This window comes from Streptomyces sp. TG1A-8 (assembly GCF_030499535.1).
In the GTDB taxonomy this organism is placed as follows: domain Bacteria; phylum Actinomycetota; class Actinomycetes; order Streptomycetales; family Streptomycetaceae; genus Streptomyces.
Map to the genome: position 1 here is coordinate 5,708,124 of NZ_JASTLB010000001.1, position 14,213 is coordinate 5,722,336.

Consider the following 14,213-nt stretch of genomic DNA (forward strand, 5'->3'; position numbering starts at 1 on the left):
ATCGGACCGGCCTTTCGGGGCCGGTCCGTCTGCTCTGTCAGGGCCCGACTTGGGGGACCAGAGGCATGATCCGCATCAAGGCACGGGCACCCACCGGGCTCGGGGCACACATCGTCGGCAGCGCCGTCTTCCTCGCGGCCGGCACCGGCCTGATATGCCGCCGCCGGGCTCTGCTGCGCGAACTGCGGCAGGTCCGCCGGGTCGCCCGCGCCGCCCAGAGCGCGCTCCTGCGTCCCCTGCCGCCCCGGCTCGACGGACTGCACCTGGCCGCCGCCCAGCTGTCCGCCGAACGGGGCGCCACCGTGGGCGGCGACCTCTACGAGGCCGTCGCCACCGAGCACGGCGTCCGCCTGGTCATGGGCGACGTGCGCGGACACGGTCTGGCCGCCCTCGGCACCGTCGCCGCCGTCCTCGGCAGTTTCCGCGAGGCCGCGCACGACGAGGCCGAGCTCGTCGGCGTGCTGCGGCGGCTGGAGCGGGCCCACGCCCGGCACCTGCGCGAGCGCTCCCGCGCCGACCATCCGTCGAACGGACGGAACCCGGGACATCCGCCCGCGGAGGAGTTCGTCACCGTCCTGCTCCTGGAGATCACCCGGGACAGCGAGGTGAGGGCGCTGAACTGCGGTCATCCGTGGCCGTACCTGCTCAGCGGCGGGAGCGTCGAACCGCTGAGCCGCACCGATCCGCTGCCGCCCCTGGGTCCCTTCCCGCTGCCCGCGGACCTGGAGCCCCACGCGTGCGGCCCCCTGCTGCCCGGCGAGACCCTGGTGCTGTTCACGGACGGGGCGGAGGACACCCGGGACGCCCGCGGACGGTTCTTCTCCCTGCCGGCGGCGCTGCGCGAGGCCGTGCGCCACCACGCCGCGACCCCGCAGGTGGTGCTGCGCACGGTGTTCACCGCCCTGCTGGACCACGCGGACGGCAGGCCGGGCGACGACGTCGCCCTGCTCGTGCTCCGCAACGGCCGGCAGCGGGGCCGTGCGGCGGGCGTGCGGGACGACGACATATGCGGCTCCCCCGCGCGGGCGCGGGCGACCGCCCCGCGCGCGCAGCCGCGACCGTAGCCATCCGGCCGGGCCGCCGCTTGACGAGGGGGGAGCCGGCGGCCCGGCCGGCCTCTTGCGAGGCACTCCAGTCCACCGCGGCCGACACGCTCAGCGACAGCGCGCACACGTTGTGAATGCGGGCACTTCGTTCACACCCCGTGTGAAGACCGAACCACTACGCTGACGGCACCAGGCCACCCGGGGGTCATCCCATGCAGCCCAACACCCTGCTCGACGCGATCCTGGACGAGGCGGGGATCTCGCACGCCGGTCTCGCCGCGCACGTCAACCAGGCCGGACGCAGACGGGGCCTCGCGCTCCGCTACGAACACACCGCGGTCGCGCGGTGGTTGAAGGGGCAGCGGCCACGCGGGCAGGTGCCCGACCTGATCTGCGAGGTGCTGGCCGGGCGCCTGCAGCGGCCCGTCACCCTCGACGACATCGGCCTCGGGGTGCCCGGCCGGCCGGCCACCGCGCTCACCGGCTCGCTGTCCGGCTTCGTGGAGCGGGCCACCGCGCTGTGGCGCTCCGACGAACAGCAGCGCCCGCACGTGCTCGGCGCGGCCGCGGTCACCGGGACCCCGGCCGTCATGCCGGTGTGGGAGTGGGAGAACCCGCCCGAGGACACGGACGTCTCCCGGGGCGGCGGGCACCGGGTCACCACGGCCGACCTGGAGATGCTGCGCGCCGCCCGCGCCCATTACGAGCAGATGTACCGCAAGGCCGGCGGCATCGCGACCCGTGCCCGCATCGTCGGCTTCCTCAACGCGGAGGCGGCCCCGCTGCTGCGCGGCGGCTACACCGACGCCACCGGTCGCCAACTGCACCGTGCCACGGGCGGACTGGTGGCGATCGCGGGCATCTGCGCCTACGACTCCGACGCCCACGGGCTCGCCCAGCGCTACTTCCACCAGGCGCTGCGGCTGGCGAAGGCCAGCGGGGACCGGGGGTTGGGCGCCTACGTGATCGCGCTGCTGGTCAACCAGGTGCTGTTCATGCGGGAGTACCGGCAGGCCGTCGCCTTCGCCGAGGCCGCCCTGCGCGCCGCCGGCCGGCACATCACCCCGGCGCTGGCGTCCGACCTGTACGCGATGCAGGCCAAGGCGTACGCCCACCTCGGCGACGGCGGCAGCGCGCTGTCCTGCATCCGGCGTGCGGAGACGGCCGCCGAACGCATCCGGCCCGGGCGCGAACCGGACGAGACCGGCTACGTCCAGCCCGGCCTGGTCAACGTGCAGGTCGCCGAGGCGCTGCTGAGCCTCGGCGAACTCGCCGCCGCACGGGAGCACGCGGCGGCTGCCGTGGACACCCCCGCCCACGACCGGGGCCGGGTGCACCGGCTCGCCATGCTCAGCACGATCGAACTGCGCCAGGGCAACGCCGACCAGGCGGTGGCGACCGCCGTGCGGATGGCCGAGCAGGCCCGCGGAATGGAGTCCCAGCGGCTGCGCGACCGTCTGCGCGCGGTGCGCGAACACCTGGTGCGCTGCGGCTCGGCCGGGACCGCCGAGGCCGCCGAACTCATCGCCGGTGCACTGCGGGTGCCGCTGTGAGCGCACTGTAGGTCCCGAGTCCCTGCTGCGATATTGCCACTTACCCGTCGGAAGGTGGCAGAACCGTGCAATGGACGAAACAGAACGAACAAACGGTGTATGAAAACCGGTGGTTCAGCGTCAATCTCGCAGATGTCGAGCTGCCCGACGGCCGGCATCTCGACCACTTCCTGATCCGGATGCGGCCGGTCGCGGTGGCCACGGTGGTCAACGAGGCCAACGAGGTGCTCCTGCTGTGGCGGCACCGGTTCATCACCGACAACTGGGGCTGGGAACTGGCCGCGGGAGTCGTGGAGGACGGCGAGGACATCGCGAGCGCGGCCGCCAGGGAACTGGAGGAGGAGACCGGCTGGCGGCCGGGACCCCTGCACCACCTGATGAGCGTGGAACCGTCCAACGGCCTCACCGACGCCCGGCACCACATCTACTGGTCCGAGCGGGGCGAGTACGTGGGGCATCCCGTGGACGACTTCGAGTCCGACCGCAGGGAGTGGGTCCCGCTCAAACTCGTCCCCGACCTGATCGCCCGAGGGGAGGTCCCGGCCGCCAACATGGCGGCCGCGTTACTCCTGCTGCACCACCTCCGGCTCGCCGGGGGCTAGTGCGCCAGCGCCTGCCAGACGGTCACGACGAGCGCGCCGACGGCCGTGAGCGCGGCGAGCGAGGGCAGTGGCCAGCGTGCGTGTTCCAGTGAGCTCATGCGTGAGTGCAACTCGTCCACCTCCTTGGCCGTCTCCTCGGCGCGGTGACTGAGCAGAGCGAGTCCTCCCTCCACCCGCGCGTACGCCACATCGAGGCGGCGGCGTAACTCTGCGAGTTCTCCATGGACCACGGGATGCTCGGGCTCGGCGGTCACGGGTCCACTCCTTTCCGTAGTCGAAGCGGTGGTTCCGCATCCTTTGCATGCGCATGATGAGTCAACTCGCCAGGTGGGCGCAGGGGGAGCGTGTGCGAGGGGCATATGCGTGCCCGGCGCGCACACGGTGTGTGAATGACACGAGCCCGGCACCGGGAAACGGTGCCGGGCTCGCGGAAGCCGGTGCGACGGCGGTGGGTCATCAGCCGTAGGTGTAGAAGCCCGACCCGGTCTTCCGGCCGAGCCGGCCCGCCTCGACCATGCGCTGGAGCAGCGGGGGAGCGGCGTACAGCGGCTCCTTGTACTCGGCGTACATCGAGTTGGCGATGGAGACGATCGTGTCCAGGCCGATCAGGTCGGACAGCTTCAGCGGGCCCATCGGGTGGGCGCAGCCCATCTCCATGCCGTCGTCGATGTCCTCGCGGCTGGCGATGCCCGACTCGAACATGCGGACCGCGGACAGCAGGTACGGCACCAGCAGCGCGTTGACGACGAACCCGGAGCGGTCCTGGGCGCGGATGGCGTGCTTGCCGAGCACCTTCTCGGCGAACACCTGGGCACGGCCGAGGGTGCCCTCGGAGGTGGTGAGCGCCGGGATCAGCTCGACCAGCTTCTGCACCGGGGCGGGGTTGAAGAAGTGGATGCCGACCACGTGGTCGGGGCGCGAGGTGGCGACCGCCAGCTTCACCAGCGGGATGGAGGAGGTGTTGGAGGCCAGGATCGCGTCCGGGCGGGTCACCACCTGGTCGAGCACCTGGAAGATCTCGGTCTTCACCTGCTCGTTCTCCACGACGGCCTCGATCACCAGATCGCGGTCCGCGAACTCGCCGAGGTCGGTGGTGAAGCCGAGCCGCGCCTGCGTGGCGTCCCGCTCCTCCTCGCCGATCTTGCCGCGTTCGGCGGCCCTGGCCAGGGAGTTGAACAGCCGGGTACGGCCGATCTCCAGGGCCTCGCCGGTGGTCTCGGCGACCTTGACGTCCAGTCCCGCGCGGGCGCACACCTCGGCGATGCCCGCGCCCATCTGGCCGCAGCCCACGACTCCGACGCGCTCGATGTCGGTCACATCGTCCCCTTCGCTGTTGTCCGGCTCGCCGGCAGGACCTCCGGGTTCGGCGCCTGCTCCGGTCGTGCACGTTACCGCCAAGTATCGATGATCGATCGGGCGGGTGGGGACGCCCCGGGGCGCGGGACGATCGGCGGGGGTACGGGTCCAAAGCGCACGGGGGTGTGCGGGCGGGGACGTGCGGGCGGGACGGACGCCGCGGTGCGCGTCCGGTCCTGCGACGCTGTCCGCGCTGAGGGCGGTGCGGCCCGCGGTGGCGGCGCCGGCGCGGGGAGCGGGCGCCCCCGGCGCGCGGGGCGGCGGCCCGGATGCGGGGCGCGCGGCCGGCCGCGGTCGCCCACCGCGACCGGCCCTCCCGGCCCGGCCCCGCCACCGCGCGGCCGGCCGCGGAACCGACCGCCCACCTGGACGAGGCGGTCCCCAACCGCCCGACACGGCGGCCCTCACAGGTGCGGCCCGCGGCGGACGCCCTGCGGCCGTCCCCGTACGAGCCCCGGCCGCGGTACCTCACCGGATACCCCGGGCCGGCCCCCGCGGCCCGGACACCCGGCCGGGCCGTCCCGGCACCCCGCGCTCGCCGCCGGGTGCCCGCAGGCGCGCGGGCACGCCCTCCTCACGGCCGAGAGGGTGGCGCGGACCGGCCGGGGCGAGGGCGCGGACGGCCGCCGACCGCTGCCGGCGGGACCCCCGCGCCGGCCTACAGCCGCGGGTCCCGGTCCCCGCCCGCGTCCGGGGTCACGCCCTCGTCCTTGTGCTTGACCTGGCAGTCGGGACCGGGGGACATCACCGCCTCGTGGCCGTCCGCGAAGCGCACGCGGTACGGCGGGTTGCCCTCCGCCCCCATCACTTCGACGACTTCGCTGACCTGGTCGTGCTGGCCGACCACCCTGCCGTGCTGGACAAGCCGGTCGCCCTTGGATGCGCGCATGGTCAGGCCTCCTCACGATCACGACCGCTGGGTGACGGCGATGCACACGAGCACGGCGAGAGCGGTCAGCGGGGCGGCCGCCGTGAGGTGCTCGCCCAGCAGCAGCGCCGACCACACCAGTGTGAGCAGCGGCTGGGCCAACTGCAACTGGCTGGCCCGGGGGATCCCGACGGCAGCCATCCCCCGGTACCAGACCACCAGGCCGAGGAACTGCGAGCCCAGCGCGACCCACAGCACACCGGCCGTCCCGTGCCCGGTCAGGTGCACCGGCTCGTACGCCAGCGCCAGCGCGGCGGCCGGCACGCTCAGCGGCAGGCACAGCACCAGCGCCCAGCCGATGACCTGCCAGCCCGGCAGCACCCGGGCCAGCCGGCCGCCCTCGGTGTACCCGGCCGCGCACACCAGCAGGGCGGCGAACAGGAAGCCGTCGGCGGCGGTGAGCGCGCCGCCGCTCTGCGCGACGGTGAAGGCGAGCACGGCCGCCGCACCCGCCAGCGCCGCCAGCCAGAACCGGCGCGAGGACCGGCTGCCCGTCCGCAGGGCCGAGCAGGCGGCGGTGGTCAGCGGCAGCAGGCCGACCACGACGGCCGCGTGCGCGGTGGTGGAGGTCCTGAGGGCAAGCGTGGTCAGCATCGGGAAGCCGAGCACCACCCCGGCGGCGACGACGGCGAGCCCGGGCAGGTGGCGGCGTTCCGGCAGCCGGACCCGCAGGGCCAGCAGGCAGCCGCCCGCGACCAGCGCCGCCAGCGCGCTGCGCACGGCCACCAGCGACCAGGGACCGAAGCTCTCCAGGCCCCAGGCGGTGGCCGGGAAGGTGAGGGAGAAGGCGACCACACCGAGGGCGGCCTGCGCGGTGCCGAGGTTCCGTGGCTCCCGCGGAGCGGTCACCGCTATCGGGATGAGGTCAGTAGCGCTACTCTGTGTTCTCATGCACGAGGGTAGCAGTGTGGGCGAATTGGCGGAACGGTTGAGGATGGACCTCGACCGCTATCCACCCGGTGGAAAGCTGCCGTCGAGCCGGGCGCTGGTCGAGCGGTTCCGGGTGAGCCCGGTGACCGTCTCGCGGGCCCTGGCCCGGCTGGCCGCCGAGGGGCTCGTGGTCACCCGCCCGGGCGCCGGCGCCTTCCGCGCCCGGCCGCACGGTCCGGCCGCGCCGGCCGGTGACACCTCCTGGCAGGAGGTCGCGCTCAGCGCCGACGGCACCGCCGACCTCGTCCCGCGCACGGTGGACGCCTCCGGGGTCACCGTCTCGCTCGCCACCCCGCCCCCGGGTGTACTGGAGTTCAGCGGCGGCTATCCGCACCCCTGCCTGCAGCCCGAGCGCGCGATGGCCGCGGCCCTCGCCCGGGCCGGGCGGCGGCCCGGCACCTGGGGGCGCCCGCCGCTGGAGGGACTGCCGGAGCTGCGGGAGTGGTTCGCGCGCGGCATCGGCGGGGCGGTCACGGCCGCCGAGGTGCTGATCGCGGCCGGCGGCCAGTCCGCGCTGGCCACCGCCCTGCGGGCGCTCGCCCCGCCCGGCGCGCCGGTGCTCGTGGAGTCGCCCACCTACCCGGGCATGCTGGCCCTCGCCCGCGCGGCCGGGCTCCGCCCGGTCCCGGTGCCCGTGGACCCCGACGGCGTGCGGCCCGCGCTGCTGGCCGACGCCTTCCGGGCCAGCGGGGCCCGGGTGTTCGTCTGCCAGCCCCTCTTCCAGAACCCGACCGGCGCGGTCCTGGCCCCCGACCGGCGCGCGGAGGTGCTGCGCATCGCCCGCGCGGCCGGCGCGTTCGTCGTCGAGGACGACTTCGTACGGCGCCTCGCGCACGCGGACGCGGGCCCGCTGCCCCGCCCGCTGGCCGCCGACGACCCGGACGGCGTCGTCGTCCACGTCGGCTCGCTCACCAAGGCGACCTCGCCCAGCTTCCGGGTGAGCGCGCTGGCCGCGCGCGGGCCCGTCCTGGAGCGGCTGCGCGCCATCCAGGTCGTGGACAGCTTCTTCGTCCCCCGGCCGCTGCAGGAGGCCACCCTGGAACTCGTCGGCTCCCCGGCCTGGCCCCGCCACCTGCGCGCCCTGTCGGCCGCGCTGAAGACCCGCCGCGACGCCATGACCGGTGCGCTCGCCCACCACCTGCCCGGACTCGCCCTGCCGCACGTCCCGTCCGGCGGCTACCACCTGTGGGTCCGCCTTCCCGACGGCGCCGACGACTCCGTCCTGACCGCCGCGGCGCTGCGCGCGGGCGTCGCCCTGACCCCCGGCCGCCCCTACTTCAGCGCCGAACCCCCCGCCGCCCACCTCCGCCTGAGCTTCGCGGCGGTCGCGGGCACGGCCGAGATCGCGGAGGGCGTACGACGGCTACGGGCGGCCTGTGACGAGGTGTTCCCGGGCCGCGCGGCGCCGGGCGGGCCCGACGGGCCACCGCCCCGCCCGGTGAGCGCGCGATGACCGGGCGGGGCGGCGTGGCCGACGTGATCGAGGGGGTCGACGTGATCGGCCGGTGGAACCTCCGCCCGGACGGCCGGTCCGCTCAGTCCTCGCGCGCGTAGTCGGTGGTGAGCACCAGGTCCTTCGCCGGCCCGCCGACCCGCCACACCGTGCGCCAGTGGCCGGCGTCCCGGACGGTGAACTCGCCGCGGTAGAGGTCCGCCGCGCAGGGGTGGTCGGCGACGTACCGCCCCGAGGTCAGGTCCAGGTCGTGGAAGGGCCGTCCGTCGGCGAACCGCACCCGTGCCGTGCCCGGCGCGCGACCCGGCAGGAACCGCAGCGTCCGCGTCGCCGGCCGCGGCACGCCCCGCCAGGTGAACGTCCCCGACTCCTCGTGCAGCAGCCCGCCCCCGTCGAGCGGACCGAACACCGTGACCCCCTCGAAGCGCCCCGCGTCCCCGCTCGCCAGGTCCCGCACGCTCCGCTCCACCCGCCAGCGCCCGGCCAGATGGGCCAGCACGTCGGGCACGGGCCAGAACTCGGCCATCCCGCATCCCTTCCCCGGGGCGCACGCCCCGTTGGCGCGCGCCTGCCCCCGCCCATCCTGCCGTGCCGCTCGCCGGCCGATGCCTCCGAACACCCCACCATTGCATAAACGTGCATCGAAACGTATAGTCATGCCATCCAGAGGAGGGTTTTCGACATGACGGTACGTGCGGCGGTGGCCGGAGCGAGCGGGTACGCGGGCGGAGAGGTCCTGCGCCTGCTCCTCGCGCACCCCGGGGTCGAGATCGGTGCCCTGACCGGCAACTCCAACGCCGGCCGGCGGCTCGGCGAGCTCCAGCCGCACCTCCTGCCGCTGGCCGACCGCGTGCTGACCGAGACCACGCCCGAGGCCCTCGCCGGGCACGACGTCGTCTTCCTGGCACTGCCGCACGGACAGTCCGCGGCCGTCGCCGAGCAGCTCGGCGACGAGGTGCTGGTCGTCGACATGGGCGCCGACTTCCGCCTGCGGGACCCCGCCGACTGGGAGCGGTTCTACGGCTCCCCGCACGCCGGCACCTGGCCCTACGGCCTCCCCGAACTCCCGGGCGCCCGCGCCGCGCTGGAGGGGGCCAGGCGCATCGCGGTACCCGGCTGCTACCCCACCGCCGTCTCCCTCGCCCTGTTCCCGGCCTACGCGGCCTCGCTCGCCGAACCGGAGGCCGTGGTCGTCGCCGCCTCCGGCACCTCCGGCGCGGGCAGGGCGCTGAGGCCCCACCTGCTCGGCAGCGAGGTCATGGGCTCCATGTCGCCGTACGGCGTCGGCGGCGGCCACCGGCACACCCCCGAGATGATCCAGAACCTGAGCGGGGTGGCGGGACGGCGGGTCGCGGTCTCCTTCACGCCGACCCTCGCCCCGATGCCGCGCGGCATCCTCGCCACGTGCAGCGCCGCGGCCGGGGACGGCGTCACCGCCGAGTCGCTGCGCGCCGCCTACGAGAAGGCCTACGCCGACGAGCCCTTCGTCCACCTGCTCCCCGAGGGCCGGTGGCCGGCCACGGCGTCCGTCCACGGTTCCAACGCCGTTCAGGTGCAGGTCGCGTACGACGCGGCCGTCGGCCGCATCATCGCCATCAGCGCCATCGACAACCTGACCAAGGGCACCGCGGGCGGTGCCGTCCAGAGCATGAACATCGCCCTGGGTCTCGACGAGACCACGGGGCTTTCGACGATCGGAGTCGCACCGTGAGCGTCACGGCAGCCAAGGGATTCACGGCGGCGGGCATCGCCGCCGGGATCAAGGAGAACGGCAACCCCGACCTGGCCCTCGTGGTCAACGAGGGGCCCCGCCGTGCCGCCGCGGGCGTGTTCACCTCCAACCGCGTCAAGGCCGCGCCGGTGCTGTGGTCCGAACAGGTCCTCAGGAGCGGCCAGGTCTCCGCCGTCGTCCTCAACTCCGGCGGCGCCAACGCCTGCACCGGCCCGCGGGGTTTCCAGGACACCCACGCCACCGCCGAGAAGGCGGCCGAGGTGCTCGGGCGCGGTGCCGTCGAGATCGCCGTCTGCTCCACCGGCCTCATCGGCGTGCTGCTGCCGCTGGACAAGGTGCTCAAGGGCGTGGAGACGGCCGCCGCCGCGCTGAGCGAGCACGGCGGCGAGAAGGCCGCCATCGCGATCAAGACCACCGACACCGTGCACAAGACCTCCGTCGTCACCCGGGACGGCTGGACCGTCGGGGGCATGGCCAAGGGCGCGGGCATGCTCGCCCCGGGCCTGGCCACCATGCTGGTCGTGCTCACCACGGACGCCGACCTGGACAACGAGGCCCTGGACAGGGCCCTGCGCGCCGCCACGAAGGTCACCTTCGACCGGATCGACTCCGACGGCTGCATGTCCACCAACGACACGGTGCTGCTGCTCGCCTCCGGCTCCTCCGGCGTCGCCCCCGCCCACGACGCGTTCGCCGAGGCCGTGCGGCAGGTCTGCGACGACCTCGGCCGGCAGCTCATCGGCGACGCCGAGGGCGCCAGCAAGGACATCAGGGTCGAGGTGGTCAACGCCGCGACCGAGGAGGACGCCGTCGAGGTGGGCCGCTCCATCGCCCGCAACAACCTCCTCAAGTGCGCGATCCACGGCGAGGACCCCAACTGGGGCCGCGTCCTGTCCGCGATCGGCACCACCGGGGCCGCCTTCGAACCCGACCGGCTCAACGTCGCCATCAACGGCGTGTGGGTGTGCAAGAACGGTTCCGTGGGCGAGGACCGCGACCTGGTCGACATGCGCTACCGCGAGGTGCACATCGTCGCCGACCTCGCCGCGGGCTCCCGGACCGCGACCATCTGGACCAACGACCTGACCGCCGACTACGTCCACGAGAACAGCGCCTACTCCTCATGAGCGACAGCAGCAGCGGCACGACGCGCAAGCACACGGCACTGCCCAAGGCGCAGATCCTCATCGAGGCGCTGCCCTGGCTGACCCGCCACCACGGCAGGACGGTCGTCATCAAGTTCGGCGGCAACGCCATGGTGAACGAGGACCTGAAGGCCGCCTTCGCCCAGGACGTCGTCTTCCTCCGGCACGCCGGCCTCAAGCCGGTCGTGGTCCACGGCGGCGGCCCGCAGATCAGCGCCGCCCTCGACCGGCACGGCATCGTCAGCGAGTTCAGGGCGGGCCTGCGCGTCACCAGCGAGGAGGCCATGGACGTCGTGCGGATGGTGCTCGCCGGGCAGGTGCAGCGCGAGCTGGTCGGCCTGCTCAACCAGCACGGCCCGCTGGCCGTGGGGCTCACCGGCGAGGACGCGCACACCATCACCGCCACCAGGCACCAGCCGGAGATCGACGGCCGGCCGGTCGACATCGGGCGGGTCGGCGAGATCACCGAGATCGACACGGGCGCCATCGAGGCCCTGCTCGCCGACGGCCGCATCCCGGTCGTCTCGTCGATCGCCCGATCACAGGACGACGGACATGTCTACAACGTCAATGCTGATACGGCGGCTGCGGCTCTCGCTGCGGCACTGGGCGCCGAGACCCTCATGGTCCTCACCGACGTGGAGGGCCTCTACGAGGACTGGCCGGACTCGGACGAGGTGATCAGCCGCCTCACCGCCTCCCAGCTGGAGAAGCTGCTGCCGGAGCTGTCCTCCGGCATGGTGCCGAAGATGGAGGGCTGTCTGCACGCCGTGCGCAACGGCGTCCGCACCGCCCGTGTCATCGACGGCCGGGTCCAGCACTCGATCCTGCTGGAGATCTTCACCGACGAAGGCATCGGCACGATGGTCGTGGCCGACGAGCACGAGGGGGAGCCGTCATGAGCAACGAGGAACTGACCGCGCGGTGGCGGGGCGCGCTGATGGACAATTACGGCACCCCGCGCCTGCCCCTCGTCCGCGGCGCGGGCACCACGCTGTGGGACGCCGACGGCAAGCAGTACCTCGACTTCGTCGGCGGCATCGCGGTCAACGCGCTGGGCCACGCCCACCCGGCCGTCGTCGAGGCGGTCGGCCGCCAGATCGCCCGCCTGGGCCACGTGTCCAACCTGTTCGTCGCCGAGCCGCCCGTCGCGCTCGCCGAGCGGCTGCTCCAGCTCTTCGGCCGCGACGGCAGGGTCTACTTCTGCAACTCCGGCGCCGAGGCCAACGAGGGCGCGTTCAAGATCGGCCGGCTGACCGGGCGCCCCCACATGGTGGCGACCACGGGCGGTTTCCACGGCCGCACCATGGGCGCCCTCGCCCTCACCGGCCAGCCCGGCAAGCAGGAGCCCTTCCGCCCGCTGCCCGGTGACGTCACCCACGTGCCGTACGGCGACGCGCAGGCCCTGGCCGCGGCGGTCACCGAGGACACCGCACTGGTGATCATCGAGCCGGTCCAGGGCGAGAACGGGGTCGTCGTGCCCCCGGCCGGCTACCTCAAGGCGGCCCGCGCCATCACCGCCGCCACCGGCGCCCTGCTGGTCCTGGACGAGGTGCAGACCGGGGTCGGCCGCACCGGGAACTGGTTCGGGTACCAGGCCCACGAGGGCGTCCTGCCCGACGTCGTCACCCTCGCCAAGGGACTGGGCGGCGGGCTGCCGCTCGGCGCGACCGTCGCCTTCGGCCGGGCCGCCGAACTGCTGCGGCCCGGCCAGCACGGCACCACCTTCGGCGGCAACCCGGTCGCCTGCGCCGCCGGCCTCGCCGTCCTCGACACCATCGCGGGCGAGGGGCTGCTGGAGAACGTCAAACGGCAGGGCGAGCGGCTGCGGGAGGGGATCGAGGCCCTGGGCCACCCGCTGGCCGGCCATGTCCGGGGCGCGGGCCTGCTGCTGGGTATCGTGCTCACCGGGCCGCTCGCGCCACAGGTGCAACAGGCGGCCCAGGAGGCCGGGTTCCTGGTGAACGCGCCCACCCCCGACGTCGTGCGGCTCATGCCGCCGCTCAACCTCCGCGACGACGAGGCGGGCGCCTTCCTCCAGGCGCTGCCCGGCATCCTCGACGCGGCACACGGGGACGGACGATCCGGGGAATGAGACGACGATGAGCCAGGCGCAGGACCACGAGCAGGCGGCGGGCGCCGGGCCCGCCGTGCCGCAGACCCGCACCGCACGGCACGGCCGGATCGTGGACATCCTCAACCGGCAGCCGGTGCGGTCGCAGAGCCAGCTCGCCAAGCTCCTCGCGGACGACGGGCTGAGCGTCACCCAGGCGACGCTGTCCCGGGACCTCGACGAGCTGAACGCGGTGAAGATCCGCAACACCGACGGCGACCTGATCTACGCGGTGCCGAGCGAGGGCGGCTTCCGCACGCCGCGCGCCCCGCTGGGGGAGTCGGCCAAGGAGGAGCGCATGCGGCGCCTCTCCCAGGAACTGCTGGTCTCCGCCGAGGCCTCGGCCAACCTCGTGGTCCTGCGCACCCCGCCGGGAGCGGCCCAGTTCCTCGCCTCGGCGATCGACCAGGCCGAGCTGCACGACATCCTGGGCACGATCGCCGGTGACGACACCCTGCTGCTCATCAGCAGGGACCCGTCCGGCGGGCAGGCGCTCGCGGAGCACCTGCTGCGGCTGGCGCAGAACGGCCACTGAACCGAGGGGGCGGGCGCGGGGCCGGCCGCGGGCGGGCGGGAGCCGGCCCGCTCAGCCCAGCCGTGCCGCCAGTCCCTCGGTGCACCGCACCTCGTCGCCCGCGGTGATCAGCAGGCCCTCCACGTCCGGCAGCGACTCCAGCCACGCCAGGCCCGTGCGCGACCCCATCGCGAACGCCGCCGTCGCCCAGCAGTCCGTCCAGGTCAGGCGGGGGCCCACCACGGTCACCGCGACCAGGTCGGTGACCGCCGGCCTGCCGGTGCGGGGGTCGACGATGTGGGCGCCCCGCTCCGCCGTGCCCGACGTGGCGACGGACAGCTCCGCCGCGCCCGCCGCCGAGATCACCGCCGCCAGCCCGCCCGGCCGGAGCGGATCGGACACCCCGACCCGCCACGGCCGCTGCGGCTCGGGTCCGCCGAGCATCTGCACGTCCCCGCCGCCGTTCACGCTGACCCCGCACACCCCCTCGACCGCGGCGAGCCGCCGGGCCGCCCGCTCGGCGGACCAGCCCTTGACGATCCCGGTCGGGTCCAGCGCCCCCCGGTACCGCGTGCTGAACCAGCCCCGGCTCACCCGCTCCGCCTCGGCCGCCAGCTCCAGCACCTCGGCCACCTCGGGGGCGCAGTCGCCCACGCCCAGCTCCCCCCGGGCCAGCCGGGACACCTCGCTGTCCTCCCGGTAGGGGCTGAAGAGCGCGTCGGCGCGGTGCAGGCCCACGACCGCCTCCGCCAGCGCGGAGCGCACCGCGTGTGGCTCCCCGCCGCGGACGTCGAAGGAGAAGACGGTCCCCATGACCTCCTCCGCGTGACGCACCCCGGCG

15 protein-coding genes are annotated in these 14,213 nt (G+C 74.4%); 9 read left to right on the plus strand and 6 right to left on the minus strand.

Annotated features, from left to right (window positions below; genetic code table 11):
• The first annotated feature begins 65 nt into the window (after positions 1–65).
• The 3 genes from QQY24_RS25140 (at position 66) to QQY24_RS25150 (ending at position 3,201) form a co-directional block, all read left to right on the plus strand.
• Entirely contained in the window at positions 66–1,064 is a 999-nt protein-coding gene (locus QQY24_RS25140) for a PP2C family protein-serine/threonine phosphatase (protein WP_301974991.1), read from the plus strand.
• 194 nt (positions 1,065–1,258) lie between these two features.
• Positions 1,259–2,599 carry a transcriptional regulator gene (locus QQY24_RS25145; RefSeq protein WP_301974992.1) on the plus strand — a complete coding sequence of 447 codons (1,341 nt, stop codon included), beginning with the start codon at positions 1,259–1,261 and terminating at the stop codon, positions 2,597–2,599.
• Positions 2,600–2,664: 65 nt separating this feature from the next.
• Positions 2,665–3,201: an NUDIX hydrolase gene (locus tag QQY24_RS25150; RefSeq protein ID WP_301974993.1), complete on the plus strand. Its 537-nt coding sequence runs from the start codon at positions 2,665–2,667 to the stop codon at positions 3,199–3,201.
• On the opposite strand, the gene QQY24_RS25155 is transcribed toward QQY24_RS25150, so the two are convergent.
• The 4 genes from QQY24_RS25155 to QQY24_RS25170 all read right to left on the minus strand — a co-directional run bounded on the left by QQY24_RS25155 (position 3,198) and on the right by QQY24_RS25170 (position 6,376).
• Positions 3,198–3,455, minus strand: coding sequence for a hypothetical protein (locus QQY24_RS25155; protein ID WP_301974994.1), 258 nt, complete (start codon positions 3,453–3,455; stop codon positions 3,198–3,200). The genes QQY24_RS25150 and QQY24_RS25155 overlap by 4 nt on opposite strands.
• A 202-nt stretch (positions 3,456–3,657) precedes the next feature.
• Complete coding sequence (locus QQY24_RS25160) at positions 3,658–4,518, minus strand: 3-hydroxybutyryl-CoA dehydrogenase (RefSeq protein ID WP_301974995.1); 861 nt, start codon at positions 4,516–4,518, stop codon at positions 3,658–3,660.
• Positions 4,519–5,215: 697 nt separating this feature from the next.
• Positions 5,216–5,446, minus strand: a complete 231-nt coding sequence (locus QQY24_RS25165; protein WP_301974996.1) for a DUF1918 domain-containing protein — start codon at positions 5,444–5,446, stop codon at positions 5,216–5,218.
• A gap of 18 nt (positions 5,447–5,464) precedes the next feature.
• Positions 5,465–6,376: a DMT family transporter gene (locus QQY24_RS25170; RefSeq protein WP_301974997.1), complete on the minus strand. Its 912-nt coding sequence runs from the start codon at positions 6,374–6,376 to the stop codon at positions 5,465–5,467.
• Here QQY24_RS25170 and QQY24_RS25175 point away from each other — a divergent pair.
• Positions 6,375–7,868, plus strand: a complete 1,494-nt coding sequence (locus QQY24_RS25175; RefSeq protein WP_301974998.1) for a PLP-dependent aminotransferase family protein — start codon at positions 6,375–6,377, stop codon at positions 7,866–7,868. The genes QQY24_RS25170 and QQY24_RS25175 overlap by 2 nt on opposite strands.
• Positions 7,869–7,950: 82 nt before the next feature.
• Here QQY24_RS25175 and QQY24_RS25180 read toward each other — a convergent pair whose 3' ends face one another.
• Entirely contained in the window at positions 7,951–8,394 is a 444-nt protein-coding gene (locus QQY24_RS25180; protein WP_301974999.1) for a DUF6314 family protein, read from the minus strand.
• A 156-nt stretch (positions 8,395–8,550) separates the two neighbouring features.
• On the opposite strand from QQY24_RS25180, the gene argC reads away from it, so the two are divergent.
• The 5 genes from argC to QQY24_RS25205 are packed head-to-tail and all read left to right on the plus strand — an operon-like array spanning position 8,551 to position 13,393.
• Positions 8,551–9,579: an N-acetyl-gamma-glutamyl-phosphate reductase gene (argC, locus tag QQY24_RS25185; protein ID WP_301975000.1), complete on the plus strand. Its 1,029-nt coding sequence runs from the start codon at positions 8,551–8,553 to the stop codon at positions 9,577–9,579.
• Positions 9,576–10,727 carry a bifunctional glutamate N-acetyltransferase/amino-acid acetyltransferase ArgJ gene (argJ, locus tag QQY24_RS25190; protein WP_301975001.1) on the plus strand — a complete coding sequence of 384 codons (1,152 nt, stop codon included), beginning with the start codon at positions 9,576–9,578 and terminating at the stop codon, positions 10,725–10,727. Before argC ends, argJ begins: the two co-directional genes overlap by 4 nt.
• On the plus strand, positions 10,724–11,647 hold the full coding sequence (gene argB, locus QQY24_RS25195; RefSeq protein ID WP_301975002.1) for an acetylglutamate kinase: 924 nt from the start codon (positions 10,724–10,726) through the stop codon (positions 11,645–11,647). The genes argJ and argB overlap by 4 nt, the downstream gene beginning before the upstream one ends.
• Entirely contained in the window at positions 11,644–12,840 is a 1,197-nt protein-coding gene (locus QQY24_RS25200) for an acetylornithine transaminase (RefSeq protein ID WP_301975003.1), read from the plus strand. The genes argB and QQY24_RS25200 overlap by 4 nt, the downstream gene beginning before the upstream one ends.
• 7 nt (positions 12,841–12,847) lie before the next feature.
• Positions 12,848–13,393, plus strand: a complete 546-nt coding sequence (locus QQY24_RS25205; RefSeq protein ID WP_301975004.1) for an arginine repressor — start codon at positions 12,848–12,850, stop codon at positions 13,391–13,393.
• Positions 13,394–13,444: 51 nt separating this feature from the next.
• Here QQY24_RS25205 and QQY24_RS25210 read toward each other — a convergent pair whose 3' ends face one another.
• Positions 13,445–14,185, minus strand: a complete 741-nt coding sequence (locus tag QQY24_RS25210; RefSeq protein WP_301975005.1) for an FAD:protein FMN transferase — start codon at positions 14,183–14,185, stop codon at positions 13,445–13,447.
• Between the last annotated feature and the right edge of the window lie 28 nt (positions 14,186–14,213).